Source organism: Streptomyces sp. NPDC037273 (genome assembly GCF_055603625.1).
The window spans coordinates 203,796-229,321 of sequence record NZ_JBVJVO010000003.1; the positions used below are offsets into that span (position 1 = coordinate 203,796).

Below are 25,526 nucleotides of genomic sequence, written 5' to 3' on the forward strand. Positions count from 1 at the left end.
TCCCCATCCCCCTCTCCCCCCCCCCCCTCCTCCCCCCCCCCCCCCCCCCCCCCCCCCCCCCCCCCCCCCCCCCCCCCCCCCCCCCCCCCCCCCCCCCCCCCCCCCCGCCCGGCAGGCCTGGCGGCGGCTGCGCACCCGGCCCGCCGCGCTCGCCTCCGCCGCCGTCCTCCTGCTCCTCGTCATCCTCGCCGCCGCCGCCCCGCTGCTCGCCGCCCTGGCGGGCCAGGACCCGTACACGTACCACGACGACCTCGTGGACTCGGCCCGCGGCGGCGTCCCGTACGGCACCTTCGGCGGGGCGAGCGCCGAACACTGGCTCGGCGTCGAACCCGGCACCGGGCGCGACCTGTTCGTCCGGCTGCTCCACGGCGCCCGGATCTCGCTGCTCGTCGCCGTCGGCGCCACCGCCGTCCAGGTCCTCATCGGGGTCCTCGTCGGCCTCGCCGCCGGACTCGGCAACCGCTGGGTCGACGGCGCCCTCGGCCGGATCACCGACGTCTTCCTCGCCCTGCCGTTCCTCGTCCTCGCCATCGCGCTCACCGCCGTCGTCCCCCGTGACGTCCCGCGCCCGCTGCTGCTCGTCCTGGTCATCGGACTGCTCGGCTGGGCCGGCACCTCCAGGATCGTGCGCGCCCAGACCCTCACCCTCAAGAGCCTCGACTTCGTCGCCGCCTCACGGCTCGCCGGCTCGGGACGGTGGCGGACCGCGCGGCGCGAACTGCTGCCCTCGCTCGCCGCGCCCGTCCTCACCTACGCGGCGATCCTGCTGCCCACCAACATCGTGGTCGAGGCCTCGCTCTCGTTCCTCGGCGTGGGCGTCACCCCGCCCACCCCGTCCTGGGGGCAGATGCTGTCGACCGCGCAGACCTGGTTCCGCGCCGACCCGGCGTACGTACTCCTCCCGGCCGGACTGCTCTTCGTGACCGTGCTCGCCTTCACCGTCCTCGGCGACGCCGTCCGCACCGCCCTCGATCCCCGAGAGGCCGCCCGGCTCGGCGTGGGCACCCGAAAGGAGAGCGGCCGATGACCCGCTACGTCCTGAAGCGGCTCGCGGGCGCCGTGCTCGTCCTCCTCGCGCTCTCCGTGCTCGTCTACGCGCTCTTCTACGTCGCGCCCGGCGACCCCGCCAAGCTCGCCTGCGGCGAACGCTGCAACCCCCAGCAGATCGCCCAGGTCCGTGAACAACTCGGCCTGAACGAAAGCGTGTTCGCCCAGTACCTGCACTTCCTCCAAGGCATCTTCGCCGGCCGCGACTACTCCACCGGCACCGGTGTCGCCCACTGCGGGGCGCCCTGCCTCGGCCTGTCGTACCAGAACGACCAGCAGGTCACCGAGGTCATCCTGGAGCGGCTCGGCGCCACCGCCTCGCTCGCCCTCGGCGCGATGGTGATCTGGCTCGTCGTCGGCATCGGCACCGGGCTGCTCTCCGCGCTCCGGCGCGGCGGGCTCACCGAGCGCACCCTCACCGTGCTCACCCTCGCCGGCACCGGCACGCCCGTCTTCATCCTGGGCCTGCTGCTGCTCATGGCGGTCTGCGCCTACCTCCAGTGGCTGCCCTTCCCGACCTACGTGCCCCTGGGCGAGGACCCCGAGCAGTGGGCCTGGAACATGCTGTTGCCCTGGCTCACCCTCGGCTTCTTCGAATCCGCCAAGTACGCGCGCCTCACCCGGAGTTCCACCCTGGAGACGCTCGCCGACGACCACATCCGCACCTTCCGCGCCTACGGGGTGGGGGAGCGGTCCGTCGTCGCCCGGCACGCGCTGCGCGGCGCCGTCCCGCCGGTCATCGCGCTCAGCGCCATCGACCTCGGCACCATGTTCGGCGGGGCCGTCCTCACCGAGTCGCTCTTCGGCATCCCCGGCCTCGGCAAGACCCTCATCGAAGGCGTCCGCGACGTCGACCTGCCGATCGTCGTGGGCATCGTGCTCGTCACCGGCGTCGCCGTGGTCCTCGCGAACGTCGTCGCCGACCTCCTCTACGCCCTCGCCGACCGAAGGGTCGCCCTGACATGACGCACGACGCCACCACACCGCTGGTACGGGTCGACCGGCTCACCGTCGAGTTCGGCGGCGGCGTACGCGCCGTCGACGAGCTCTCCTTCACCCTGGAGGCCGGCCGCGCCCTCGCGCTCGTCGGCGAGTCCGGCAGCGGCAAGTCCACCGTCGCCGGCGCCCTCCTCGGCCTCCACCGCGGCACGGGCGCGCGGACCACCGGCTCCGTGCGCGTCGGCGGGATCGACGTGGGCACGGCGGGGCCCGAGGAGCTGCGGCGGCTGCGCGGCGGGGTGGCCGCCATGGTCTTCCAGGACCCGCTGTCCGCCCTCGACCCGTACTACGCCGTCGGCGACCAGATCGCCGAGGTCCACCGCGTCCACCACCGCGTGTCGCGGAAGGCCGCCCGCGCCCGGGCCGTGGAGGTCCTCGACCGGGTCGGCATCCCCGACGCGGCCCGCCGCTCCCGGTCCCGTCCGCACGAGTTCAGCGGCGGCATGCGGCAGCGCGCCCTGCTCGCGATGGCCCTCGCCTGCGAACCCCGGCTCATCGTCGCCGACGAACCGACCACCGCCCTCGACGTCACCGTGCAGGCCCAGATCCTCGACCTGCTGCACGAGCTGCGGCGCGAGACCGGCACCGCGCTGCTCCTGGTCACCCACGACGTCGGCGTCGCCGCCGAAAGCGTCGACGACGTCCTCGTCATGCGCGGCGGGCGCGAGGTCGAACGAGGGCCCGTGACCAAGGTGCTGGGCGCCCCGGCGGAGACGTACACGCGCGGGCTGCTCGCCGCCGTGCCCCGGCTCGACGGACCGGCCAGGACCTCCGCCGCGGCGGGCGAGCCGCTCCTCGAAGCCGTGGGCCTGCGGCGGGAGTTCGGTCGCGGCAAGTCCGCCGTGACCGCCGTCGACGGAGTGTCCCTCACCGTCCGGGCGGGCGAGACCCTGGGCGTCGTCGGGGAGTCCGGCAGCGGGAAGACCACCCTCGGCCGCATGCTGGTGCGGCTCCTCGACCCGGCGGGCGGCGAACTCCGTTACGGGGGTACGGAGATCGGCACCCTGTCCGAGCGGGAACTGCGCCCGTACCGCCGCGAACTCCAGATGGTCTTCCAGGACCCGGTCGCCTCCCTCAACCCGCGCCGCTCCGTCGGCGAGTCGATCGCCGACCCGCTGCGGGTGGCGGGGGAGCGCGACGAGACGCGGATACGGGGGCGGGTGCGGGACCTGCTCGACCGGGTGGGGCTCGACCCCGACCGGTACGGGGCCTACCCGCACGAGTTCAGCGGCGGCCAGCGCCAGCGCGTCGGCATCGCCCGCGCGCTCGCCGCCGAACCGCGCCTCATCGTCTGCGACGAACCCGTCTCCGCGCTCGACGTCACCACCCAGGCCCAGGTCACCGCCCTGCTCGCCGAACTCCAGGCCGAACTGGGCCTCGGCCTCGTCTTCATCGCCCACGACCTCGCCGTCGTCCGGCAGGTCGCCGACCGGGTCGCCGTCATGCGCGCCGGACGGGTCGTGGAGCAGGGCATCGTCGCCGAGGTGTACGGCGCGCCCCAGGACCCGTACACCCGGCGGCTCCTGGCCGCCGTCCCCTCGCTCGACCCGGTCCTCGCCGCGGAACGCCGGGACCGGCGCCGGGAGTCGGCCGCCGCCTGACGCCGGCCGGGGCAAGGCCGCCGCCTGACCCTCCGTGACCGTTCTGCCGCTTAGCGCGACAGAACGCGACCGGGGTGCGAAAGTTACGTGCATTCACCCCTTCCGGTGGTGCGACGGACAACCGTCCGCCGCACCACCGGTCTCTCCGCTTACGTTCTTCCCGCTGCGAGTCGCCGGACCAACGGTGGCCGCCGCCAAGGGAGATCGGGGGTGTGCTCGTGCGGATCGGACTGCTCACGGAAGGTGGCTACCCGTACGCCACCGGTGAGTCCGGACTCTGGTGCGACCGGCTCGTACGCGGACTCGGACAGCACCAGTTCGACCTCTACGCCCTCGCCCGCCCCGGCACCCCGCTCCCGCTCCCGCCGAACGCCCGCGTGGTGCGCACCGCCGACCCGGCCGGACCCGACGCCCACGGCACGCCCAGGAGCCGCTTCGAACGCGCCGCCTTCGGCGAGGTCCTGGCCGGCCGCAGGGCCTACGGCCGGCGCGAACGCCGCCGCTTCACCGAGGCCTTCCACGCCCTCGCCACCGGCCTCTGCGCCGACCCCGAAGCCGGCACGGAGACCGGCGGCACCGAAGCCCCCGGCGCGGCCTCCTTCGCCGAAGGGCTCTACGCACTCGCCGAACTCGCCCGCGAACGCGGCGGACTGTCCGGCGCGCTCCGCTCCGACGACGCGGTCCGCGCCCTGGAGACCGCCTGCCGCGCGCCCGGCGCACGCCCGGGCGCGGCCGCCGCCGGACTCCCCGACCACCTCGCCTTCGCCGACCACCTGGAGCGGGCCCTGCGACCCCTCTCCCTCGACTGGTACGCCGAGGACGCCCTCGGCGCGGCCGACCTCTGCCACGCCGCCGCCGGAGGCACCACCGCCCTCCCCGGCCTGCTGGCCAAACGCTTCTTCGGGACCCCGCTCCTCGTCACCGAATACGGTGTCGGGCTCCGCGCCCACTACCTCTCGACGGCCGCCGACCGCTCCGCACCCCTGCGGGCCCTGCTCGCCGCCCTCCACGGCAGGCTCGCCGCCGAGACCTACCGGCAGGCCGCCCTCCTCACCCCGGGCAACGCCCACGCCCGCCGCTGGCAGGAGAAGTGCGGCGCCGACCGGACCCGCATCAGGACCGTCCACCCGGGCATGGCGGCCGACCGCTTCGCCGAGGTCGGCGAGGACGAGGAGAGCGGCGACCCCGCCACCCTGGTCTGGGTCGGCCGCGTCGAACCCGCCAAGGACCTCATCGCCCTCCTCCACGCCTTCGCGGAGATCCGCGCCCGGCAGCCCGACGCCCGGCTGCGGATCGTCGCCGTGCCCGTGCGCGAACCGGGCGGCGGCGCGTACCTCGCGCACTGCAAGGGGCTCGCCGCCCAGCTCTTCCCCGACGAGGCCGCCGGCGCGCACGCCGTCGGCGAGAACCCCGTCACCTTCGAGGAACTCGGCGGACCCGAGGCCCCCACCCTGGAGGACACCTACGGCTCCGGTGCCGTCGTCGTGCTCTCCAGCGTCGTCGAGGGCTTCCCCGCCAGCCTCGTCGAGGCCATGTTCTGCGCGCGGGCCACCGTCTCCACCGACGTCGGCGCGGTCGTCGAGATCATCGGCGGCACCGGCCTCGTCGTCCCCCCGCGCAACCCCCGGGCCCTCGCCGACGCCTGCCTCGCACTGCTCCGCGACCCCGAGCGCCGCCACCGGCTCGGCGCCGCGGCCCGCGCCCGCGCCCTCGAACTCTTCACCGTCGAACAGAACCTCGCCGCGTTCCGCGACATCTACCTCGAACTCCTCTCCCACGCGCCGGTCCGCCACCGCCCCGGGGACGGCGTGCCCTTCGCCCACCCCGCCGAAGCCCATGTGCCGGGCAGCTGGACGCAGGCCGTGACCGCGGGTTCGGGAGGCCCCGATGCCTGAAGGAGGCACCCCCATGCGCGGCCCCGCCGCCCCGACGAGCCCCGGAGCCTGGGACGCCCGCTCCGAGGCCCTCCTCGGCACGCCCGCCCTGATCCCGCCGCCCGACGAGCCCGCACCTGACGGGCCGCCGGAACCCGCCGACCCCTCCGACGTGGTGGACACCGCGCCGCCGTCCGCGATAGCCCCGGCCCCGGAGGCGCCCGCGACGCCGCTCCCGGAGCCCGGCCCCGACCGCCCCGGCGCCCCGGCGCCCGGTGTCGCGTGGCGCGGCAGGACCGAGGGCGCCGCGGCACCCCGGCCCCGCCGGGGGAACGCCGACCCCGTCAAGGTGCTCATGCACCGGCACCGGGAGCTCTGCGAGCGCGCCGTGGACCCGCTGGAGATCGCCGCGGGCCTCGAAGCACAGGGCTTCACCGACCGGACCGCCGCGCGCTTCCGGCACCGGGACGTCTTCTCGCTCGCCGACGAGCTGTACGCGCGCGTGCCGCGCGGCACCGCGAGGACCGCACCCCCGCCGGACCCCGAACCGGCCCGGGCCCCCTGGGCGCTCGCCGTGCTCGCCCCCGGAGCCGTCGCCGGGCTCGCGGGCCTCGGCCTGACCCTCGCCTACGGCTCCGCGCGGGTCGCCGTCGCCGCGCTCGCCGTGCCGGCGCTCGGCGCGGCCCTCGTGCTCGCCGTCCGGCAGGGACCGTTCCGGGTGCCCGACGGCGGAGCCGTACCCGCCGCACGGCTCTGGACGCTGTGGCTCCTGGCGTACGCGGTCGGCGGCGACGGACTCCTCGCCCAGGTGCTCAGCGGAGGCCCCGACGGGCCCTGGGAACTCACCCCGGGACCCCTCGTCGGGCTCGCCCTCTCCGTCGCCCCCGCCGCCTGGTGCGCGCACCTCTTCGCCCGCCGGGCGCGCCGCCGGATCGCCGACAGCCGGGGCCTCGCCGACTTCGCCGCCGCCACCAGGCCGCTGCTCCTCGGCACCGTGGCCGTCCAGCTGCTCGCCCTCGCCGCCCTGCTCGGCCTCACCGGCTTCAGCACCGGCGCCCTCGCCCTCGGCGCGCTCCTGCTGCTCGCCCGGCTCCTCACCGTGCACGGCTTTCCCGAGACGGCCGGCGCGGCCCTCGGCGCCGCCTGCGCCGCCGAGGCCCTCGCCCTCGCGAGCGTCCTCGCCGCCCGGGTCCCGCTGCCCGGCTTCGACGGGCTCGCCGCCCCGGTGCGCGCCCTCGTCGGGGCCTGGGGCACCGGGGCCGTACCCACCCTCGTCTGCGGCGCCGCCGCGCTCGGCCTGCTGGCCCACGCGACCGGCGCCCTGGCCCGGGCCTCGGCCCACGCCACCCCGTGAACTCCCCGCAGGAGGCCCGGGCGACGGCCCCGGGAGCACAGCGACCACCCCGCCGAGCCTCACGCCGGGAACCCTCCGGCACCCGCGGAGCCGACGCCGCGGGCGCCCCCTGTCACCTCTCTCATCACCCCGCAAGGAGACCGAAGACCATGACCCCTCAATCCCAAGGACCGGCCGGTCGGCACGTAGGGGCCGCACGATGAGGGTGCTACTGCTCGGAGCCAACGGCTTCATCGGCCGCTTCGTCGCCGACCGACTGCTCGCCGACCCGGCCGTCCACCTCACCGCCCTCGGCCGCGGCGACGACGCCGACGTCCGCTTCGACCTCGCCTCCGGCAGCCCGGGAGCGCTCACCCGCTTCCTGGACGCCGTCCACCCGGGCGTCGTCGTCAACTGCGCGGGCGCCACCCGCGGCGGCGCCCGCGACCTCACCCGGCACAACACCGTGGCCGTCGCCACCGTCTGCGAGGCCCTGCGCCGCAGCGGCTGCGGGGCCCGCCTGGTCCAGGTCGGCTGCGCCTCGGAGTACGGGCCGAGCCAGCCCGGCTCCTCCACCGCCGAGGACGCCGTGCCCCGCCCCGGCGGCCCGTACGGCGTGTCGAAGCTGGCCGCCACCGAACTCGTCCTCGGTTCCGGGCTCGACGCCGTCGTCCTGCGGGTGTTCTCGCCCGTCGGCCCCGGCACGCCCGCCGGCTCCCCGCTCGGCCGGCTCGCCGAGGCGATGCGCCGGGCGATGCAGGCCGGCGACGGCGAGCTCAAGCTCAGCGGCCTCGGCGTGCAGCGCGACTTCGTCGACGTACGGGACGTGGCGAGGGCCGTGCACGCGGCCTCGCTCTCCGCCGCCCAGGGCGTGGTCAACATCGGCACCGGCCGCGCGGTCCGGCTCCGCGACGCCGCCGCCGTCCTCGCCCGGGTCGCCGGCTACTCCGGCAACCTGCACGAGCTGGACGCCCCGCACGGCATCCCGCAGCGCCCGATGATCGGCGCCCCCCGCACCGAGGGGACCATCGCCGAGCAGCTGGCCGCCGCCCCGTACCCGTACCCCGACGGCTGCGGCACCTGGCAGCAGGCCGACGTCCGCACCGCCCGCGACCGGCTCGGCTGGCGGCCCCGGATCAATCTGGAGGAGTCGCTCGCCGACATCTGGATGGAGGCGGCGTGCCGCATCTGACGACCACCGCCACGGGGGCCGTCCAGGCGCTCGGCGTGGGCGTCCCCGGCTACGCCCATCCGCTCCTCGCCCCGGTCGAGTGGGCCGAGCTGACCCGCCCCGGGACCCCGGTGCACTGGGCGGTCCTCAACGTCGCGGAGGGCCCGGGGAGCCGGCCTGACCCGCACTGTCTGGAAGCGGCGGGGAAGCTCCGCAACGCCGGGGTCAGGGTCCTCGGGCACCTGGACGCCGCCCACGGCCGGCGGCCCTTCGGGGAGCTGGTCTCGGACGCCCACCGCTTCCTCGACTGGTACAAGGTGGACGGCTTCTACCTGGACCGGGCGCCCGCGGACCGCGCCGACCTGGCCGGGACCCGCCGGCTCACCGCGACCCTGGAGGCGGTCCTCGGCGGCGAGTGCCACGTCGTCCTCGGCCACGGCACCCACCCGCATCCGGGGTACGCCGAGATCGCCGACCAGCTGGTGACCTTCTCCGGCTCCTGGGTGGACTACCGCTGGTCACAGGTGGCGGAGTGGACCGCCGACTACGCCGAGGCGAAGTTCGTCCACCTCGTGCACGGGGTGCCGCGCACCCACCTGGAGGAGGCCCTGCGGGTCGCCCGCTGGCAGGGCGCGGGGACGATCTTCTTCACGGACCGCGCGGGCCGGCCGGGACAAAGCGACCAATTCCACACCCTGCCCGGCTACTGGGACGAAATCGTCTCGCGGATCGGAACGGGTGTCTCGGAATGAGAAGGGGCGTGGCAGTGTTACGGGGAGAACAACCGTACTGACATACCGACAACCGGAGTCCCCGTGTCGCTGCCACCCCTGGTCGAGCCGGCTGCCGAGCTCACCGTAGACGAGGTCCGCAGGTACTCCCGCCACCTGATCATCCCGGACGTCGGGATGGACGGGCAGAAGCGGCTGAAGAACGCCAAGGTGCTGTGTGTCGGCGCCGGCGGCCTCGGCTCGCCGGCGCTGATGTACCTGGCCGCCGCCGGCGTGGGCACGCTCGGCATCGTGGAGTTCGACGAGGTCGACGAGTCGAACCTCCAGCGCCAGATCATCCACAGCCAGGCCGACATCGGCCGCTCCAAGGCCGCGTCGGCGCGCGACAGCGTGCTCGGCATCAACCCGTACGTGAACGTGATCCTCCACGAAGAGCGGCTCGAAGCCGAGAACGTGATGGACATCTTCAGCCAGTACGACCTGATCGTCGACGGCACGGACAACTTCGCCACCCGTTACCTGGTGAACGACGCCTGCGTGCTGCTGAACAAGCCGTACGTCTGGGGCTCGATCTACCGCTTCGACGGCCAGGCCTCCGTCTTCTGGTCCGAGTACGGCCCCTGCTACCGCTGCCTCTACCCGGAGCCCCCGCCGCCGGGCATGGTCCCGTCCTGCGCCGAGGGCGGCGTCCTCGGCGTGCTGTGCGCGTCGATCGGCTCCATCCAGGTCACCGAGGCCATCAAGGTCCTGGCCGGCGTGGGCGACCCGCTGGTCGGCCGCCTGATGATCTACGACGCCCTGGAGATGCAGTACCGCCAGGTGAAGGTCCGCAAGGACCCGAACTGCGCGGTCTGCGGCGAGAACCCGACCGTCACCGAGCTCATCGACTACGAGGCCTTCTGCGGCGTCGTGTCCGAGGAGGCCCAGGAGGCGGCGCTCGGCTCCACGATCACTCCCAAGCAGCTCAAGGAGTGGATCGACGACGGCGAGAACATCGACATCATCGACGTCCGCGAGCCGAACGAGTACGAGATCGTCTCGATCCCGGGCGCCCGCCTGATCCCGAAGAACGAGTTCCTGATGGGCACCGCCCTCCAGGACCTCCCGCAGGACAAGCGCATCGTCCTGCACTGCAAGACGGGTGTGCGCAGCGCGGAGGTCCTCGCCGTGCTGAAGTCCGCGGGCTTCGCGGACGCCGTGCACGTCGGCGGCGGCGTGATCGGCTGGGTCCACCAGATCGAGCCCGAGAAGCCGGTGTACTAGGAGTACGCACGAAGGGCCCGGACCTCCTCGCGAGGTCCGGGCCCTTTCGCGTCCGCGTCAGCCGCAGGTCGTGCCGTACTCGGGGACCTTGCCGTTCAGGAGGTACGCGTCGACCTTCCGCGTCACGCACGCCGAGGTGCCGTAGGCCCCGTGGCCCTCGCCCTTGTTCGTGACCAGGATCCCGACGCCGTCCCCGAGCTCCTTCGCCATCTTCTCGGCGCCCTCGTACGGCGTCGCCGGGTCGCCGGTCGTGCCGACGACCAGGATCGGGGCCGCGCCCAGGGCGCTCGCCTCCGGCGTCCGCCGCTCGCCCTCGACCGGCCAGCCCGCGCACCAGCCCGCCGTGTCCCAGGCCAGGAACGCGCCGAACACGGGGGAGAGCCGGCGGAACTCCGGCAGCAGCGCCTTCGCCTGCGCGGCGGTCGGCCGCTCGCTGGAGTCCGCGCAGGAGATCGCCCGCTGGGAGTGCGACTGGGTGGCGTAATGGCCCTTCGCGTCCCGGTCGTTGTAGTAGTCGGCGAGTTCGAGCAGCCCGGCGCCGTCCCCGCGCTCGGCCGAGGCGAGCGCCTCCGTGAGCAGCGGCCAGTTGGCCTGTCCGTACAGCGTCACCGCGATGCCCGTGAGGGCCAGGCCCTCGGTGAGCCTGCGCCCGCCGACCGGCAGCGGCTCGCGGTCGAGCTTCCGCAGCAGCCGGGCGATCCGCTCGGTGCCGGCCTTCGGGTCCTGGCCGGTGCTCTTCAGGTAGTTGTCCAGGGCCCGCTGGAAGCCGACCGTCTGGTGGCGGGCGTGCCCGGTGGTGTCGGCGGTCGGGTCGACGACCGCGTCGAGCACGATCCGGCCCACGCGCGCGGGGAACAGGTGCGCGTACGTGCCGCCGAGCTGCGTCCCGTACGAGATGCCGAAGTAGTACAGCTTGTCGTCGCCGAGGACCTGCCGGAGCAGGTCCATGTCGCGGGCGGTGGCGGTGGTCGTGGTGTGCGGCAGGAGCTTCCCGGAGCGGCGGGCGCAGCCGGCGGCGAAGGCGGCGCCGTCCGCCAGGTAGGCGCGCTCCTCGGCGGCGGTGTCCGGGACGAGGTCCACCGAGGCCTCGGCGGCGGCCTGTTCGGCGTCGTCCCGGCAGACCACGCCCGCGCTGCGGCCGACGCCCCGCGGGTCGAAGCCGACCAGGTCGTAGCGCTGGTTCAGGTTCCGGTACTCCTCCGCCGCCTGCGGCAGGATGTCGACGCCGGAGGCGCCGGGCCCGCCGAAGTCGAAGAGGAGCGAGCCGACGCGGCCGCTCTTGCTCCGCGCCTCCTTGCGGATCAGCGCGACCGGGATCGTCTCCCCGGCGGGCTCGGCGTGGTCGAGCGGGACCTTCACCGTGGCGCAGCGCCACTCCGTGCCGGGCCGCTGCCCGCCCTCCGCCGCCTCGCAGGGCTTCCAGTCGGGGCGCTGGCCGGTGAGGGAGGCGGGGAGCGCGGGGGAGGCGGAGCCGGTGGTGGTCGCCGTGGGCTTCGCGTCGGTGGTGGCCGGCGGGGTCTTCGTCGTCCCGGTCGCGCCGCCGCCGCTCGTACAGCCCGCGACCAGCACCCCCGTCACGGCCAGCACGGTCATGCGTACACGTATGGACATGTGTTCCCCCAGGATCCCGGCAAGGCGGCCATCCTAGGCGGCACGGCTGTCCGGGCCGGGCGGCGCTACTTGCACACGGTCCCGGAGGCGGGCACCTTGCCGTCCAGGAGGTAGCCGTCCACCGCGCCCTTCACGCACTTGTTCCCGCTGTTGTACGCGCCGTGGCCCTCGCCCTCGTACGTCAGCTCCACGCCGACGCCCTTGCCGAGCGCGTTCACCATCGACCGGGCTCCCTCGTACGGCGTCGCCGGGTCGCCGGTGTTGCCGACCACCAGGATCGGCGCCGAACCGGCCGCGGACACGTCGGGGTGCTCCCACACGCCCGGCACCGGCCACTGCGAGCAGCTCGACAGCGCCCAGCCCATGAAGTCGCCGAAGACGGGCGAGGCCTCGCGGAACTGCGGGAGCCGCTCCTTCGCCTGGCCGAGGGTGTAGCGCTCCTTGAAGTCCACGCAGTTGATGGCGGCGTTCGCGGACTGGATGTTGCTGTAGGAGCCGTTCTGGCCGCGTCCGTTCATCGAGTCGGACAGGCTCAGGAGCAGCGCCCCGTCACCGCCGTCGGCCGCGTCGAGACCCTGCTCCAGATACGTCCAATACTCCTTGGAGTACAGGGCCTGCGCGATGCCGTTGGTGGCCTGCGTCTGGGTGAGCTTCCGGTCGCCGATGCCGGGGATCGGCTCCTTGTCCAGGGCCGTCAGGAGGTCCTGGATGAAGCCCTCGATCTCGGCGACCGTCGAGCCCGGCAGGGTGCAGGCGTCGCCGCGGTCCACACAGTCCTGGGCGAAGTTGTCCAGCGCCAGCTGGAAGCCCTTCGCCTGGCCGAGGGCGCCGTCCTCGACGCCCGCGTCCGGGTCGACCACCGCGTCGAAGACGGCCCGGCCGACGTTCGCCGGGAACAGGTGGGCGTAGACGCCGCCGAGCTCGGTGCCGTACGAGATGCCGAAGTAGTGCAGCTTGTCGTCGCCGAGGACCTGGCGCATCAGGTCCATGTCCCGGGCCGCGTTCTCGGTGCCGACGTGCGGCAGGGCCGCGCCGGAGTCCTTCTCGCAGCCGGACGCGTACTTCTTCTGCGCGTCCGAGAGGGTCCGCTCCTCGGCCTCGTCGTCGGGCGTGAAGTCCAGGGCGTAGTAGGCGTCCAGCTCCTTGTCCGTGGCGCACTCGACCGGGTCGCTGCGGCCCACCCCGCGCGGGTCGAAGGACACCAGGTCGTAGCGGCCGCGCAGGGTCTCGTACGAGGACGCGAAGCCGGGCAGCGCGGTGATCCCGGAGCCGCCGGGCCCGCCGAAGTTGAAGACGAGCGAGCCGATCCGGCGCGACCGGTCCTTCGCCTTGGCCCGGATCAGCGCCAGCTCGATGGTCTCGCCCTCCGGCACCGACCAGTCCAGCGGCGTCTGGAGGAAGGAACACTCCCAGGTCGTGTCGCCGGGCAGCGGCGACGGCGCGGCCCCGCCGCCCTCCGCGGCCGACGGCGCCGGGCACGGCGCCCACGACAGCTTCTGCGAAGTCAGCGCCGACACCCCGGTGCCGCTCGGCTTCGTCACCTCCGCCGCGCCGTCTCCCCCGTCCGAGCACCCGGCGGCGAGCAGCACGGTCGTGGCGGTCAGCAGGGCGGCGCGCTGCGCTGCGGAGATCGGCATACGCCCATCGTGGGCCGCCGCCCGGCCACCCGCGCGGGACGGGCGTCCATGCGGGTGGCCGGGGGGCTTTTCGCGGCCGGTTCGGCTAGGACAGGCCCTAGAGCGCTTCGCGCTTCGTCAGCCAGTTGAAGCAGAGCCAGCCGGGCAGGACCGGGATCCACAGGGTGAGCAGGCGGTACAGGAGCACCGCGGGGGTCGCGACCTCCAGGGGCAGGCCGACCGCGACCAGACCGAAGGTGAGCGCGCCCTCGACCGCGCCGACACCGCCGGGCGTCGGCGCCGCCGAGCCCAGCGCGTTGCCCGCGAGGAAGACGACGGCGACGCTCGCGTAACTGATCGTCTGGTTCCCGTGGCTGAAGGCCCGGATCGAGGCGTCGAGGCAGAGCACGAACACACCGGTCAGCAGCAGCATCCCGCCGATGCCGGTCAGCAGCTTCATGGGCCGCTGGAGCACGTCCAGCATGCGCGGCACCACGCCCGCGAACAGCGAGCGCAGCCGCGTCGACACGAACTTGCGCATGAACGGGATCGCCGTCACGACCAGGACGAGCACCGCGACCGTCAGCAGGCCGGCGATGACCGTCCTCGACGGGGTGAACGACTGCGACTTCTCCGTCCCCGTCAGATAGCCGAAGGAGAGCAGCAGCAGGATGTGCGCCCCGAGCCCGAACAGCTGGGAGGCGCCGACGCTCGCCACCGCGAGACCGGGCCGGACGCCCGAGCGCTGGAGGAAGCGGGTGTTCAGGGCGACACCGCCGACCGCCGCCGGGGCCACGATCTTCACGAACGAGCCGGCGACCTGCGCCACCACCGTCCGCCAGAACCCGACCCGCTCCGGCACGAAGCCGAGCAGGCTCATCGCCGCCGCCACGTAGCTGACGGCCGAGAACAGCACCGCCGCCGCCACCCAGCGCCAGTCCGCCTGGCTGATCGTCGACAGCGGCGTCCGGGCGATCTGCGACAGCAGGAAGTACGCGGCGACCGCGCCCGCGATGAGACTGACCAGGGTCCGCGGCTTGATCCGTTCGAGCCGGACCGGCTCCACCGGGGCCTGCGGGCGGATCAGCAGCACCTGCTGGCGGATCTGGGCGAGCAGGTCCTCCTCGCGCGCCTCGTCGAGAGCGGTGTCGAGGGCCCGCTTCTCGGCCTTCTTGTCCGCCTTCTTCTCGGCCTTCGCCTCGGCCCGTACGTCCTTCGTCCCGGCCCGCGCGTCCTTGGCGTCCGCCGCGGCCGAGGCGGCGGCCTTCGCGAGCTCCCGCTCGTGCTTGGCGGCCTCGGAGGCGGCGAGGACGGCCTCCCGCTCCCGGGCCGAGCGCTCGCGCGCCAGTTTCCGCAGCGTCGCGCGCGTGGAGCGGCTCAGGGCGATCGGCTGGAGCAGCGGCAGACAGTCGGCGACGGTGTCCGGGCCGAGGACCGCGACGGCCGCGGCGACCGCCCGCTCGGCCCCGACCCGCAGCCCGAGGGTGGTGAGCAGCTGGGCGATGTCCATCCGCAGGATCAGATCGCCGGCCGCGATCTCGCCGCCCCGGAGATCGGTCAGGATCACCTTGCCGGAACGATCCACCAGAATCGCGTCGCCCGTCAGCCTGCGGTGCGCGATCCGGCGGGACTGGAGCGCCCGCACCTGCCGCCACGCGCTGCTGACCAGCTCGTCGGTGATCTCGTCGTCGTCGAGGGAGTCCAGGCTCCGGCCGCCGATGTGCTCGTACACGAGCATCACCGCGTCCGGGCCGAGCTCCGAGGTGGCGATCAGCTTCGGCGCGTTCGCCCCGGCGGCGATGGCCGCGTACGCGAGGAGCGCCTCCTGCTCGAGGGCCTGGCGCAGCGACACGATCGACCGGCGGGTGGTGATCGTCCGCAGCGTGATCCGGCGCCACGCGCGGTAGAAGAAGCCGTGCGCCTGCTGCTCGCGGTCGACGACGGTGACGTCGAGCGGCGGCCCGTCCTCCAGGGTCACGATGTAGCGGCGGCCGCGGTCCCCGCTGTCCGAGGAGTCCGGCACGCCCTCCGCGCGCAGTGCCGTCACCGGCCGGAAGCCGACCCGGCGGAGGCCCGCGAGGAGGGTCTGCCCGGTGGGCCGGACGTTGGGGGAGCCGACCGCGTACAGCGTGCCGTACGCCACCGTCCAGCCGATCAGGACGGTCAGGATGATCGACAGGGCCGTGGTGTAGCCGGCCACCAGCATGGTGAACGCGTCGAGCAGCAGCACCACCCACAGCGAGACCCGCCAGCGGGGCCTGCGGGCCATGCCGACGGCGGTCATGTACGCGATGACCGGAGCGAGGTAGTTGTGCACCGGGTCGGTGAGCCCGCCGCCGGACTGCGGCTGGGTCAGCGCGTCCTGGATGGTGCCGGGCGCGGCCTGGGCGACCCAGAGGTCCGTGGCGAGCGTGACGCCGTGGGCGAGGACGGCGGCGAGCACGCCGTCGGCGATGCGCAGTCCGTCCCGTTTGATCAGCCGTTCGATGGCGAAGGCGACCGGGACGAGCAGGACGGCGATCGAGGAGACGAGACCGGCGATCTTCACGAAGACGTCGGGGGCGCCGACGGCACCCTTGTTGATGTCCTCTTCCAGGCCCGAGGTCGTGGCGTGGGCGAACGCCGCGATGGCGATGACGAGCCCGATGGCGAGCAGGCCGACGAGCAGCCGCATCAGATCGGAGGGCCGGTGGACGCGGGCGGCGAGCAGCGGCTCGTCCCCGGACACCCGCTCGGGCACGTCGGCCTCGCCCCCCTCGGGAGGCTGCGTGTCCTGCCCCATCACCATGTCCGTCTCTGCGTGCGCGTCTCGTCGATCACGTTCTTGTTCTTGGCGTTCTTGTTCTTGTACTTGTCGCTCTTGATCTCGTATCACCAGTCACCGCCCGGACGATGGTGGCACGAAGAGCCGCCGTGCGGAGGCATCAGGGGCATGTCGGTGCGGTGAGGCAGGATGGGACGGATGAGCATGGAGGAACCCGTGGGGGAGACCGGAGAACTGCCCGAGTACGCGGAGCGGGTGCTCGACGTGGCCGACGGAATCCCGCCCGGCCGGGTCATGACCTACGGCGACGTGGCCGAATGGCTGGGCGAGGGCGGGCCCCGCCAGGTGGGCCGCGTGATGGCCCTCTACGGCGGTTCCGCACCCTGGTGGCGCGTCGTCCGCGCCGACGGCACCCTCCTCCCCGGCCACGAGCTGCGGGCCCTCGGCCACTACCGCGCCGAAGGCACCCCCCTCCGCGCCGCCGGCCCCTCCGCCGAGGGCCACATCCCCCGCCTCGACATGCGCCGCGCCCGCTGGGACGGCTCGCCGTCCCCGGCACCGGACGCCGACGGGGGTACGGACCCGGGTGCCGGCCGCGGCACGGGCCGGGCCGCCGGGCCGGGGGCCGGCTCGGGTGCCGGAACTCACATCTGAGGGCGAGGCCAGGGAAGACGCGGGCGCGGCGGCCCCGCACGGGTGGCCGGCGCCCGGAGTACGGCTCGCCGCCCGCCCGCTTCGCGTAACGTCGACGTGCGCGACCCACGGGACGACGGGGGCGCTCCCCGAGGCGGTGGCCACGGCACACCGCCGCCTCACCCGCACCACCACATCCACCAGGACCGGCGATCCACGTGAGCTCCTCCTCCACCACCCGGCGTACGCCGCCGAACCAGGGACAGCCGTACCCGGGTCCGGGACGGCAGCGGACCCCGGGCGCGTACCGACTGGTGCGCACCACGCCGGCCCCGCAGGATCCCCCTCAGCTGGACGCAGCCCAGCGGCAGGTGGTTGACCACCGCGGCGGACCGCTCCTCGTCCTCGCCGGACCCGGCACCGGCAAGACGACGACGCTGGTCGAAGCCGTCGCCGCCCGCATGGAGGCCGGCGCCGACCCCGAACGCCTCCTCGTCCTCACCTTCAGCCGCAAGGCCGCCGTCGAACTCCGCGACCGCATGGCCGCCCGGCTCGGCGGCCGCCGCCCGCCGCAGGCCACCACCTTCCACTCGTACTGCTACGCCCTGATCCGCGCCCACCAGGACGCCGAACTCTTCGCCGAACCGCTCCGGCTGCTCTCCGGACCCGAGCAGGACCTCGCCGTACGCGAACTGCTCGCCGGCCACGTCGACCTGGAGAAGACGGGCCTCGGCAGCATCCGCTGGCCCGACGAACTGCGCGCCTGCCTCACCACCCGCGGCTTCGCCGACGAGGTGCGGGCCGTCCTCGCCCGCTCCCGCGAACTGGGCCTCGGCCCCGATGCCCTCGCCCGCTTCGCGGACCGGGTCGGCCGCCCGGACTGGAAGGCCGCCGCCGGCTTCCTCGCCGAGTACCTCGACGTCCTCGACCTCCAGGGCGTCCTCGACTACACCGAACTCGTCCACCGGGCCGTCCTGCTCGCCCGGGACGTCACCCTCCCCGCGTACGACGCCGTGTACGTCGACGAGTACCAGGACACCGACCCGGCCCAGGTCAGGCTGCTGCACGCGCTCGCGGGCGACGGCCGCGGCGACGTCCTCGCCTTCGGCGACCCGGACCAGTCCATCTACGCCTTCCGCGGCGCCGACGTGAACGGCATCCTCGACTTCCCCACCGCCTTCGGCGGCGCCCCCGTGAGCGTCCTCGGCACCTCCCGCCGCTCCGGCGCCCGGCTCCTCGCCGCCACCCGGCAGCTCGCCCAGCGCATGCCGACGCACCGGCTCCCCGCCGACAAGGTCCGCGCCCACCGCGACCTCGCGCCCGTACGCGACGGCGGCCGGGCGGAGGCGTACACCTACCCCACCGCCTCCGCCGAGGCCGAGAACATCGCCGACCTCCTCCGGCGCGCCCACCTGGAGGACGGCGTCCCCTGGCAGGACATGGCCGTCCTCACCCGCGCCGCCGCCGGCCTCCCCTCCCTCCGCCGCGCCCTCACCTCCGCCGGCGTCCCCGTCGAGACCGACGCCGCCGACACCCCCCTCCGCCACGAACCCGCCGTCGCCCCCCTCCTGCTGGCCCTCCGCGCGGTGTCGGCCGCCCCCGCACCCACCGAGCCCGACGAAGGGCAGGAGCCCGACACCAGCTGGCTCGCCACCGACACCGCCCTGGAGCTCCTCGCCTCCCCCCTCGCCGGCGTGGACCCGGCCGACCTCCGCCGCCTGGGCCGCGCCCTGCGGGACGAGGAACGCGCCGCCGGCAACAAGGTCCCGCCCCCCTCCGACGTCCTCCTCGCCCGCGCCCTCGCCGAGCCGGAGCGGCTCGTCGCCCACGACCCCGCGTACGCCCGCGGCGCGAAGCGGCTCGGCGAGCTGCTCCGGGAGACCCGCGCGCTGCTCGCCGACGGCGGCACCGCCGAGGAGGCCCTGTGGGTGCTGTGGAACGGCACGTCCTGGCCCGGCCGTCTTGAGCGCGCCGCGCTGCGCGGCGGACCCGCCGGGCGCAACGCCGACCGCGACCTCGACGCCGTGTGCGCGCTGTTCGAGACGGCCGCCCGAGCGGAGGAGCGCGTCGGCGGCCGGGGTGTCCTGAACTTCCTGGAGGAGCTCGACGCGCAGGACATCGCGGCCGACACGCTGACCCGCCGCCACACCCGGCCGGACGCGGTCCGACTGATGACCGCCCACCGCTCCAAGGGCCTCGAATGGGGCTTCGTCGTGGTCGCGGGACTGCAGGAAGGCCTGTGGCCCGACCTGCGCCGGCGCGGCTCGCTCCTGGAGGCGGACCGCATCGGCCGCGACGGCCTGGCCGAACCCCTCAGCGCCGGCGCGCTCCTGGCCGAGGAGCGCCGGCTCTTCTACGTGGCCGCCACGCGCGCGCGTGACCGGCTGGTCGTCACCGCGGTGAAGGCCGCGGCGGAGGACGGCGACCAGCCGTCCCGGTTCCTCACCGAACTCGGCACCGAGCCGAAGGACGTCCCCGGCCGCCCCCGTCGTCCCCTCGCCGTCTCCGCCCTGGTCGCCGAGCTCCGCGCCACCACCGTCGACCCGGACGCCTCGCCCGCCCTCCGCGACGCGGCGGCCGACCGGCTCGCCGCCCTCGCCGCGCTCACCGACGAGGAGGGCCAGCCGCTGGTGCCCGCGGCGCACCCGGACCGCTGGTGGGGCCTGTTCGAGCCGACCCGCGGCCCGGAGCCGCTGCGCGAGCGCGACCGGCCGGTGGCGCTCTCGCCGAGCTCGCTCGAGAACCTGGTCGGCACCTGTTCCCTCCAGTGGTTCCTGGGCCGCGAGGTCAAGGCCGCGGCGCCGGCCACCGCCGCCCAGGGCTTCGGCAACGTCGTCCACGTCCTGGCCGACGAGGTCGCCTCCGGCCGTACCCCCGCCGACCTCGACGTCCTCATGGCCCGCCTCGACTCCGTCTGGGACGCCCTCGCCTTCGACGCGCCCTGGAAGTCGGCGCAGGAGAAGGGCAACGCGCGCGTGGCCCTCGAACGTTTCCTGCGCTGGCACGTCATGGACCGCGGCGGCCGCACCCCCGCCGCCTCCGAGCACGACTTCGACGTGACCCTGGAGGCGGGGGAGTACGAGGTCCGCATCCGCGGCTCCATGGACCGGGTCGAGACCGACGAGCACGGGCGCGCGTACGTCGTCGACTTCAAGACCGGCAAGTCGGCCCCCACCAAGGACGAGGTCGCCCACCACCCGCAGCTCGCGGTCTACCAGCTCGCCGTCCGCGAGGGCGCCCTCGACGAGGTCTTCGACGGGCGGCGGCCCGAGCCGGGCGGCGCCGAACTCGTCCAGCTGCGGCAGAGCGCCCCGCAGAAGGAGGGCGGGGACGCCCTGCCGAAGGTGCAGGCCCAGCAGCCCCTCGAAGGGGAGTGGGTCGGCGGGCTGCTCGCCACCGCGGCCGGCCGGGTCCTCGACGAGCGGTTCACGCCGAGTACCGGACAGCACTGCGCGAACTGCGCCTTCCGCGCCTCGTGCAGCGCCCAGCCGGAGGGCCGCCAGGTCGTCGACTGACATCCGCCGGGACATCCTCCGGGACATCTGCCCGGTGCTTTGTGCGGAGCATCACGTTCCGCTCCGTGCATCCATTGTTCGGACTCGTACGTCAATGTCTTCGCGGCGTCCGCATAAAGGCGCCGTGAAGACAAGCTGTGAAAACCGCCGTCCCGGACGGCCGTGAGGAGAAGTACACGCATGAGGGCCAACAGGAAGCTCTGGTCGGCGGCGATGGTCTGTGCGGCCCTGGTCGCGGGTGTCACGGGCTGTTCCAAGGGCGAGGAGAAGGCCGCCGACCCGTTCGCGGGTCTCACCGCCGACGCCATCGCCGACAAGGCCGTCACCACGACCAAGGCGGCCACCGCCTTCCACATGACGGGCAAGGGCAAGACCGACGGCGAGGACATGACCGTCGACATGTCCGTCGACGACAAGGGCAACTGCAAGGGCTCCATGCAGGCCGCCAAGGGCGGCAAGGCCGAGATCCTCGGCACCGGCGGCACCAGCTACATGAAGGGCGACGACGCCTTCTGGAAGTCCACCGGCGGTGAGGAAGGCGCCTCCGCCGACGAGTCCGGCGCCATGTCCACCCTCCTCAAGGGCCGCTGGCTGAAGATGCCGAACGAGGCCGGCGCGGGCGAGGGCGGCCCCGGCGCGTTCTGCGACCTGAAGCAGATCGTCAAGGACATGGACGAGGACACCCCGCGCAAGGGCATGACCCGCGAGGCCGACGCCGACGTCAACGGCACGTCCGCCGCCGTCCTCAGCAAGAAGGACAAGGGCGAGACCACGACCTTCTACGTCGCCAAGGACGCCGCCAAGCCGTACGTCCTCCGCGTCGTGACGACCGGTGGCGACGAGCCCGGCACCGTCGACCTGGGCGACTACGACAAGCCGGTCACCGTCACCGCGCCGCCGGCCGACCAGACGGTCGACATGGCGGAGCTCATGAAGGGCGCCTCCTGACACACGCGCGCGTGCCCGCGACCCAGAAGTAGCGGGCACGCGCGCGCGGGGTGACGCTGGTGGGACGGCCCGGGGGAATCAGCGAGGAGGCTCGCATGACGACCCACACCCACCGGAAGCTCCGCGCCGCGTCCGTCGTCTGCGCGGTCGCCGTCGTCGTGGGACCCGCGCCCGCGGCGGCCTGGGCCGCGGCCGACGCCCCGCCGCGCGCCACGGCCCTCGCGCCGTCCCCCGATCCCTTCACCGGCCTCAGCGCCGACGAGATCGCCGACCGGGCGGTCACCGCCACCCAGTCCGCGACCTCGCTCCACATGAAGGGCCGGGTCGTCACCGACGGGCAGCCCGTCGACGTCGACTTCGCCGTCGACGACCACGACCGGTGCACCGGCGTCGTGAAGATCAAGGGCGGCACCGCCGAACTCCGCAAGGTCGGCCAGGTCACGTACATGAAGGGCGACGAGGCCTTCTGGCGGGCGTCCATGGCCTCCCAGGGCATGCCCGAGGCCCAGATCGACGCCACCATCGAGCTCCTCAAGGGCCGCTGGCTGAAGATCGCCGCGGGCCAGGCAGGAACCGACGCCCTCGGCGGCGTCTGCGACCTGGACTCGCTCCTCGCCGACCTCGGCGAGGACAAGGAGGACCGCACCGGACTCACCCGGGGACCGGACGCCGAGGTCGACGGCACCCCCGTCGCCACCGTCGTGAAGAAGAAGCCCGGCGGCGAGACCACCACCGTCTCCGTCGCCCGCGAGGGCAAGCCGTACATCCTGAAGGTGGTCAAGACCGGCGGCGACGACCCCGGCTCGGTGGTCCTCTCCGACTACGACAAGCCCGTCGTCGTCACCATCCCGCCCGCCGACGAGACCGTCGACCTGTCCCGCCTCGACCAGGGCACCCCCGCCTGAACCACCCCGCCTCGTGAAGTCGCAGGTCAGACCGGTGGCGGTCCGGAATGTCAGTCGGCCCCGTTAGCCTCTTTGGGGTGACCGCACGCATCACCGACCCCGAGCAGCTCAAGGAGCTCCTCGGCATCCCGTTCACCCCGGAGCAGACGGCCTGCATCACCGCGCCGCTCGCCCCGCACGTCATCGTGGCCGGAGCCGGCTCCGGCAAGACGACGGTGATGGCCGCCCGGGTGGTCTGGCTGGTCGGCACGGGCCAGGTCGCCCCCGAGCAGGTCCTCGGTCTCACCTTCACCAACAAGGCCGCAGGCGAACTCGCCGAGCGCGTCCGCACCGCCCTCGTCCGCGCCGGCGTCACCGACCCCGACGTCATCGACCCGGACGACCCCCCGGGCGAGCCCCGCATCTCCACGTACCACGCCTTCGCCGGGCAGCTCCTCACCGACCACGGCCTCCGCATCGGCCTCGAACCCACCTCACGGCTCCTCGCCGACGCCACCCGCTACCAGCTCGCCGCGCGCGTGCTCCGCGAGGCCCCCGGCCCGTACCCGGCGCTCACCCGCTCCTTCCCGACCCTCATCACCGACCTGCTCGCCCTCGACGCCGAGCTCGCCGAGCACCTCGTACGGCCCGAGCGGCTCGACACGTACGACTCCGAGCTGCTCACCGCCCTCGCCGGGGCCCGGCTGAGCAACGCCGAACTGCGCAAGATCCCCGAGGCCGCCGCCGCCCGCCGCGAGCTCCTCGACCTCGTCGTCCGCTACCGCGCCGCCAAGCGCTCCCGCGACCTCCTCGACTTCGGCGACCAGATCGCCCGCTCCGCCGAGCTCGCCACCACCAGGCCCGAGGTCGGCGAGATCCTGCGCGAGGAGTTCCGGGTCGTCCTCCTCGACGAGTACCAGGACACCTCCGTCGCCCAGCGGCTCCTGCTCTCCGGACTCTTCGGCCAGGGCACCGCGGGCCGCCCCACCGGGCACGCCGTCACCGCCGTCGGCGACCCCTGCCAGGCCATCTACGGCTGGCGCGGCGCCTCCGTCGCCAACCTGGACGACTTCCCCGAGCACTTCCCGCACGCGGACGGCCGCCCCGCCGACCGCTACTCCCTCTCCGAGAACCGGCGCAGCGGCGGCCGCCTCCTCGACCTCGCCAACGGGCTCGCCGCCCCCCTGCGCGCCATGCACGCGGGCGTGGAGGCGCTCCGGCCCGCACCCGGCGCCGAGGCGGACGGCAGCGTGCGGATCGCCCTCCTCCCCACCCACGCCGAGGAGATCGACTGGCTGGCCGACTCCCTCGCCCACCTCGTCCGCACCGACCGCGAGCCCGGCGACATCGCCGTCCTGTGCCGCACGGCCACCGACTTCCCCGCCATCCACGCGGCCCTCGTCGCCCGTGACGTCCCCGTCGAGGTCGTCGGCCTCTCCGGACTCCTCCACCTGCCCGAGATCGCCGACCTCGTCGCCGTCTGCGAAGTCCTCCAGGACCCGGGGGCCAACGCCTCCCTGGTCCGCCTCCTCACCGGCCCCCGCTGGCGCATCGGCCCCCGCGACCTGGCCCTCCTCGGCCGCCGCGCCCGCCTCCTCGTCCACCGGGGCGGCGACGAACCGGACCCCGAGCAGCGGCTCGCCGCCGCCGTCGAAGGCGTCGACCCGGCCGAGGTCGTCTCCCTCGCCGACGCCCTCGACACCTTCCTCGGCTCCGGCGGCACCGACGACGACGGCCTGCCCTTCTCCGCCGAGGCCCGGGTCCGCTTCGCCCGCCTCGCCACCGAACTGCGGGCCCTGCGCTCCTCGCTCGCCGACCCCCTCATGGACGTCCTGCACCGCGTCCTCACCGCGACCGGCCTCGAGGTCGAGCTCTCCGCCTCCCCGCACGCGCTGGCCGCCCGCCGCCGCGAGACCCTCGGCCAGTTCCTCGACATCGCCGCCGGCTTCGCCTCCCTCGACGGAGAGGCGAGCCTGCTCGCCTTCCTCGGCTTCCTGCGCACGGCCGTCCAGTTCGAGAAGGGCCTCGACAGCGCGCTCCCCGGCGGCGAGAACACCGTCAAGGTCCTCACCGCCCACAAGTCCAAGGGCCTCGAATGGGACGTCGTCGCCGCCCCCGGCCTGGTCGCCGGCCAGTTCCCCAGCTCCCGCGCCCGCGAGTCCTGGACCTCCCAGCCGCAGGTCCTCCCGCACGCCCTCCGCGGCGACGCGCCCACCCTGCCCGGCATCGACGCCTGGGACGCCAAGTCCCTCACCGCCTTCAAGAACGACATGCGGGACCACCAGCACACCGAGGAACTCCGCCTCGGCTACGTCACCTTCACCCGCCCCCGCTCCCTCCTCCTCGGCTCCGCCCACTGGTGGGGCCCCTCCCAGAAGAAGCCCCGCGGACCCTCCGACTTCCTCCGCGCCCTCCACGACCACTGCGCCCTCGGCCACGGCGACATCGAGCACTGGACCGACGAACCCGAGAAGGACGCCGAGAACCCGTCCCTGACGGACTCCCAGCACGACCAGCCCTGGCCGCTCCCCCTGGACGACGAGGCGCTGACCCGCAGGCGCCGGGCGGCGGAACTCGTCAGGACCCGGCTCTGGGCCATCGCCCCCCAGGACGGGACAGGCGGCCACGACCACCCCGCCGCAACGGCTCCCGCCCTCCGGAACCCGCAGGACCAGGACCAGGCCCGGAACCCGCAGGACCAGGACCCGCACCAGGAGGACCTCTGGCCCGAAGAGGAGGAGCCCGTCTGGGACGAAGAGGCCCTCCCCGAGGACACCCACGCGGACGCGGTCCCCGCTCCCCGCGAGGAGCGGTCACCGCTCACCCCCGAGGACGCCCGGGCCATCGCCTCCTGGGACCGCGACCTCACCTCCCTCACCACCGAACTCCGCCGCGCCCGCGCCACCACCCGCGACGTCCTCCTCCCCGCGTACCTCTCGGCCTCGCAGGTCCTCCGCCTAGCCGAGGACCCGGACGGCTTCGCGCAGGAGCTGGCGCGCCCGATGCCGAAGCCGCCGCAGCCGGCCGCGCGCCGGGGCACCCGGTTCCACGCGTGGGTGGAGTCCCGCTTCGAGGAGCTGCCCCTGCCGTTCCTGGGCCCGGAAGAGCTCCCCGGCGGGGAGGACTTCGCGGGAGAGCCGGAGATCCTGGACGAGCGGGACCTGGAGGAGCTGAAGGAGGCCTTCGCCCGCACCCCGTACGGCCACCGCACCCCGTACCGCGTCGAGGTCCCCGTCCACCTCTCGCTGGGGGGCCGGGTGGTCCGGGGCAGGATCGACGCCGTCTACCGGGACGCGGACACCGGCGCGTACGAGATCGTCGACTGGAAGACCAGCCGGCACCGGACCGCCGACCCGCTGCAGCTCGCGATCTACCGGCTCGCCTGGGCCGAGCAGCACGGCCTGGAGCCGGAGGAGGTGGCCGCGGCGTTCGTGTACGTCCGTACGGGTGAGGTGGCCCGTCCGGCCCGTCTGCCGGGCCGTGCCGGGCTTGAGGCCATCCTGCTGGGCGGGGCACCCCCGGACGCCGGATAGGCT

At 74.4% G+C, this 25,526-nt stretch carries 15 protein-coding genes and 1 pseudogene; 13 read left to right on the plus strand and 3 right to left on the minus strand.

Translation table 11 applies throughout. The features are described from left to right. Positions 1-106: 106 nt before the first annotated feature. From ACZ7G1_RS10255 to moeZ, 8 genes and pseudogenes are all read left to right on the plus strand, one after another. Positions 107-1,027 (plus strand): annotated as a pseudogene (locus ACZ7G1_RS10255) (ABC transporter permease); the annotation flags it as partial. Continuing rightward, positions 1,024-2,013, plus strand: a complete 990-nt coding sequence (locus ACZ7G1_RS10260; protein ID WP_470872545.1) for an ABC transporter permease — start codon at positions 1,024-1,026, stop codon at positions 2,011-2,013. The pseudogene ACZ7G1_RS10255 and the gene ACZ7G1_RS10260, both read left to right, overlap by 4 nt. Then, a complete protein-coding gene (locus ACZ7G1_RS10265; protein WP_470872544.1) occupies positions 2,010-3,647 on the plus strand; it encodes a dipeptide ABC transporter ATP-binding protein in 1,638 nt (545 codons plus the stop codon). Before ACZ7G1_RS10260 ends, ACZ7G1_RS10265 begins: the two co-directional genes overlap by 4 nt. A gap of 218 nt (positions 3,648-3,865) precedes the next feature. Next, positions 3,866-5,542 (plus strand): glycosyltransferase, encoded by a 1,677-nt coding sequence (locus tag ACZ7G1_RS10270; protein WP_470872787.1) that lies wholly within the window; start codon positions 3,866-3,868, stop codon positions 5,540-5,542. 13 nt (positions 5,543-5,555) lie between these two features. After that, entirely contained in the window at positions 5,556-6,875 is a 1,320-nt protein-coding gene (locus tag ACZ7G1_RS10275; RefSeq protein WP_470872542.1) for a hypothetical protein, read from the plus strand. A gap of 199 nt (positions 6,876-7,074) precedes the next feature. Continuing rightward, positions 7,075-8,046 carry an NAD-dependent epimerase/dehydratase family protein gene (locus ACZ7G1_RS10280; RefSeq protein ID WP_470872540.1) on the plus strand — a complete coding sequence of 324 codons (972 nt, stop codon included), beginning with the start codon at positions 7,075-7,077 and terminating at the stop codon, positions 8,044-8,046. Beyond that, positions 8,034-8,777, plus strand: coding sequence for a spherulation-specific family 4 protein (locus ACZ7G1_RS10285; RefSeq protein WP_470872538.1), 744 nt, complete (start codon positions 8,034-8,036; stop codon positions 8,775-8,777). Before ACZ7G1_RS10280 ends, ACZ7G1_RS10285 begins: the two co-directional genes overlap by 13 nt. Before the next feature lie 63 nt (positions 8,778-8,840). Further along, positions 8,841-10,019, plus strand: a complete 1,179-nt coding sequence (gene moeZ / locus ACZ7G1_RS10290; RefSeq protein WP_319309980.1) for an adenylyltransferase/sulfurtransferase MoeZ — start codon at positions 8,841-8,843, stop codon at positions 10,017-10,019. A 57-nt stretch (positions 10,020-10,076) separates the two neighbouring features. On the opposite strand, the gene ACZ7G1_RS10295 is transcribed toward moeZ, so the two are convergent. From ACZ7G1_RS10295 to ACZ7G1_RS10305, 3 genes are all read right to left on the minus strand, one after another. Continuing rightward, positions 10,077-11,630 (minus strand): alpha/beta hydrolase, encoded by a 1,554-nt coding sequence (locus tag ACZ7G1_RS10295; protein ID WP_470872537.1) that lies wholly within the window; start codon positions 11,628-11,630, stop codon positions 10,077-10,079. A gap of 65 nt (positions 11,631-11,695) precedes the next feature. Continuing rightward, positions 11,696-13,267, minus strand: a complete 1,572-nt coding sequence (locus tag ACZ7G1_RS10300) for an alpha/beta hydrolase (protein WP_470872536.1) — start codon at positions 13,265-13,267, stop codon at positions 11,696-11,698. Between the two features lie 97 nt (positions 13,268-13,364). Further along, positions 13,365-16,124, minus strand: coding sequence for a lysylphosphatidylglycerol synthase transmembrane domain-containing protein (locus tag ACZ7G1_RS10305; protein WP_470872785.1), 2,760 nt, complete (start codon positions 16,122-16,124; stop codon positions 13,365-13,367). 75 nt (positions 16,125-16,199) lie between these two features. On the opposite strand from ACZ7G1_RS10305, the gene ACZ7G1_RS10310 reads away from it, so the two are divergent. The 5 genes from ACZ7G1_RS10310 to ACZ7G1_RS10330 all read left to right on the plus strand — a co-directional run bounded on the left by ACZ7G1_RS10310 (position 16,200) and on the right by ACZ7G1_RS10330 (position 25,523). Continuing rightward, positions 16,200-16,664 (plus strand): MGMT family protein, encoded by a 465-nt coding sequence (locus ACZ7G1_RS10310; RefSeq protein ID WP_470872534.1) that lies wholly within the window; start codon positions 16,200-16,202, stop codon positions 16,662-16,664. A 197-nt stretch (positions 16,665-16,861) separates the two neighbouring features. Further along, positions 16,862-20,158, plus strand: coding sequence for an ATP-dependent helicase (locus ACZ7G1_RS10315; protein WP_470872532.1), 3,297 nt, complete (start codon positions 16,862-16,864; stop codon positions 20,156-20,158). Positions 20,159-20,338: 180 nt separating this feature from the next. Continuing rightward, on the plus strand, positions 20,339-21,106 hold the full coding sequence (locus ACZ7G1_RS10320; RefSeq protein WP_470872530.1) for a hypothetical protein: 768 nt from the start codon (positions 20,339-20,341) through the stop codon (positions 21,104-21,106). Positions 21,107-21,201: 95 nt separating this feature from the next. Beyond that, positions 21,202-22,011, plus strand: coding sequence for a hypothetical protein (locus tag ACZ7G1_RS10325; RefSeq protein WP_470872529.1), 810 nt, complete (start codon positions 21,202-21,204; stop codon positions 22,009-22,011). A gap of 77 nt (positions 22,012-22,088) precedes the next feature. After that, positions 22,089-25,523 (plus strand): UvrD-helicase domain-containing protein, encoded by a 3,435-nt coding sequence (locus tag ACZ7G1_RS10330; protein ID WP_470872527.1) that lies wholly within the window; start codon positions 22,089-22,091, stop codon positions 25,521-25,523. Positions 25,524-25,526 lie beyond the last annotated feature (3 nt).

Coding starts and splice junctions, on each gene's coding strand:
- ACZ7G1_RS10325 (WP_470872529.1), top strand. CDS start 21,202: ATGACGACCCACACCCACCGGAAGCTCCGCGCCGCGTCCGTCGTCTGC.
- ACZ7G1_RS10310 (WP_470872534.1), top strand. CDS start 16,200: ATGGGACGGATGAGCATGGAGGAACCCGTGGGGGAGACCGGAGAACTG.
- ACZ7G1_RS10275 (WP_470872542.1), top strand. CDS start 5,556: ATGCGCGGCCCCGCCGCCCCGACGAGCCCCGGAGCCTGGGACGCCCGC.
- ACZ7G1_RS10260 (WP_470872545.1), top strand. CDS start 1,024: ATGACCCGCTACGTCCTGAAGCGGCTCGCGGGCGCCGTGCTCGTCCTC.
- ACZ7G1_RS10300 (WP_470872536.1), bottom strand. CDS start 13,267: ATGCCGATCTCCGCAGCGCAGCGCGCCGCCCTGCTGACCGCCACGACC.
- ACZ7G1_RS10295 (WP_470872537.1), bottom strand. CDS start 11,630: ATGTCCATACGTGTACGCATGACCGTGCTGGCCGTGACGGGGGTGCTG.
- ACZ7G1_RS10280 (WP_470872540.1), top strand. CDS start 7,075: ATGAGGGTGCTACTGCTCGGAGCCAACGGCTTCATCGGCCGCTTCGTC.
- ACZ7G1_RS10320 (WP_470872530.1), top strand. CDS start 20,339: ATGAGGGCCAACAGGAAGCTCTGGTCGGCGGCGATGGTCTGTGCGGCC.
- ACZ7G1_RS10265 (WP_470872544.1), top strand. CDS start 2,010: ATGACGCACGACGCCACCACACCGCTGGTACGGGTCGACCGGCTCACC.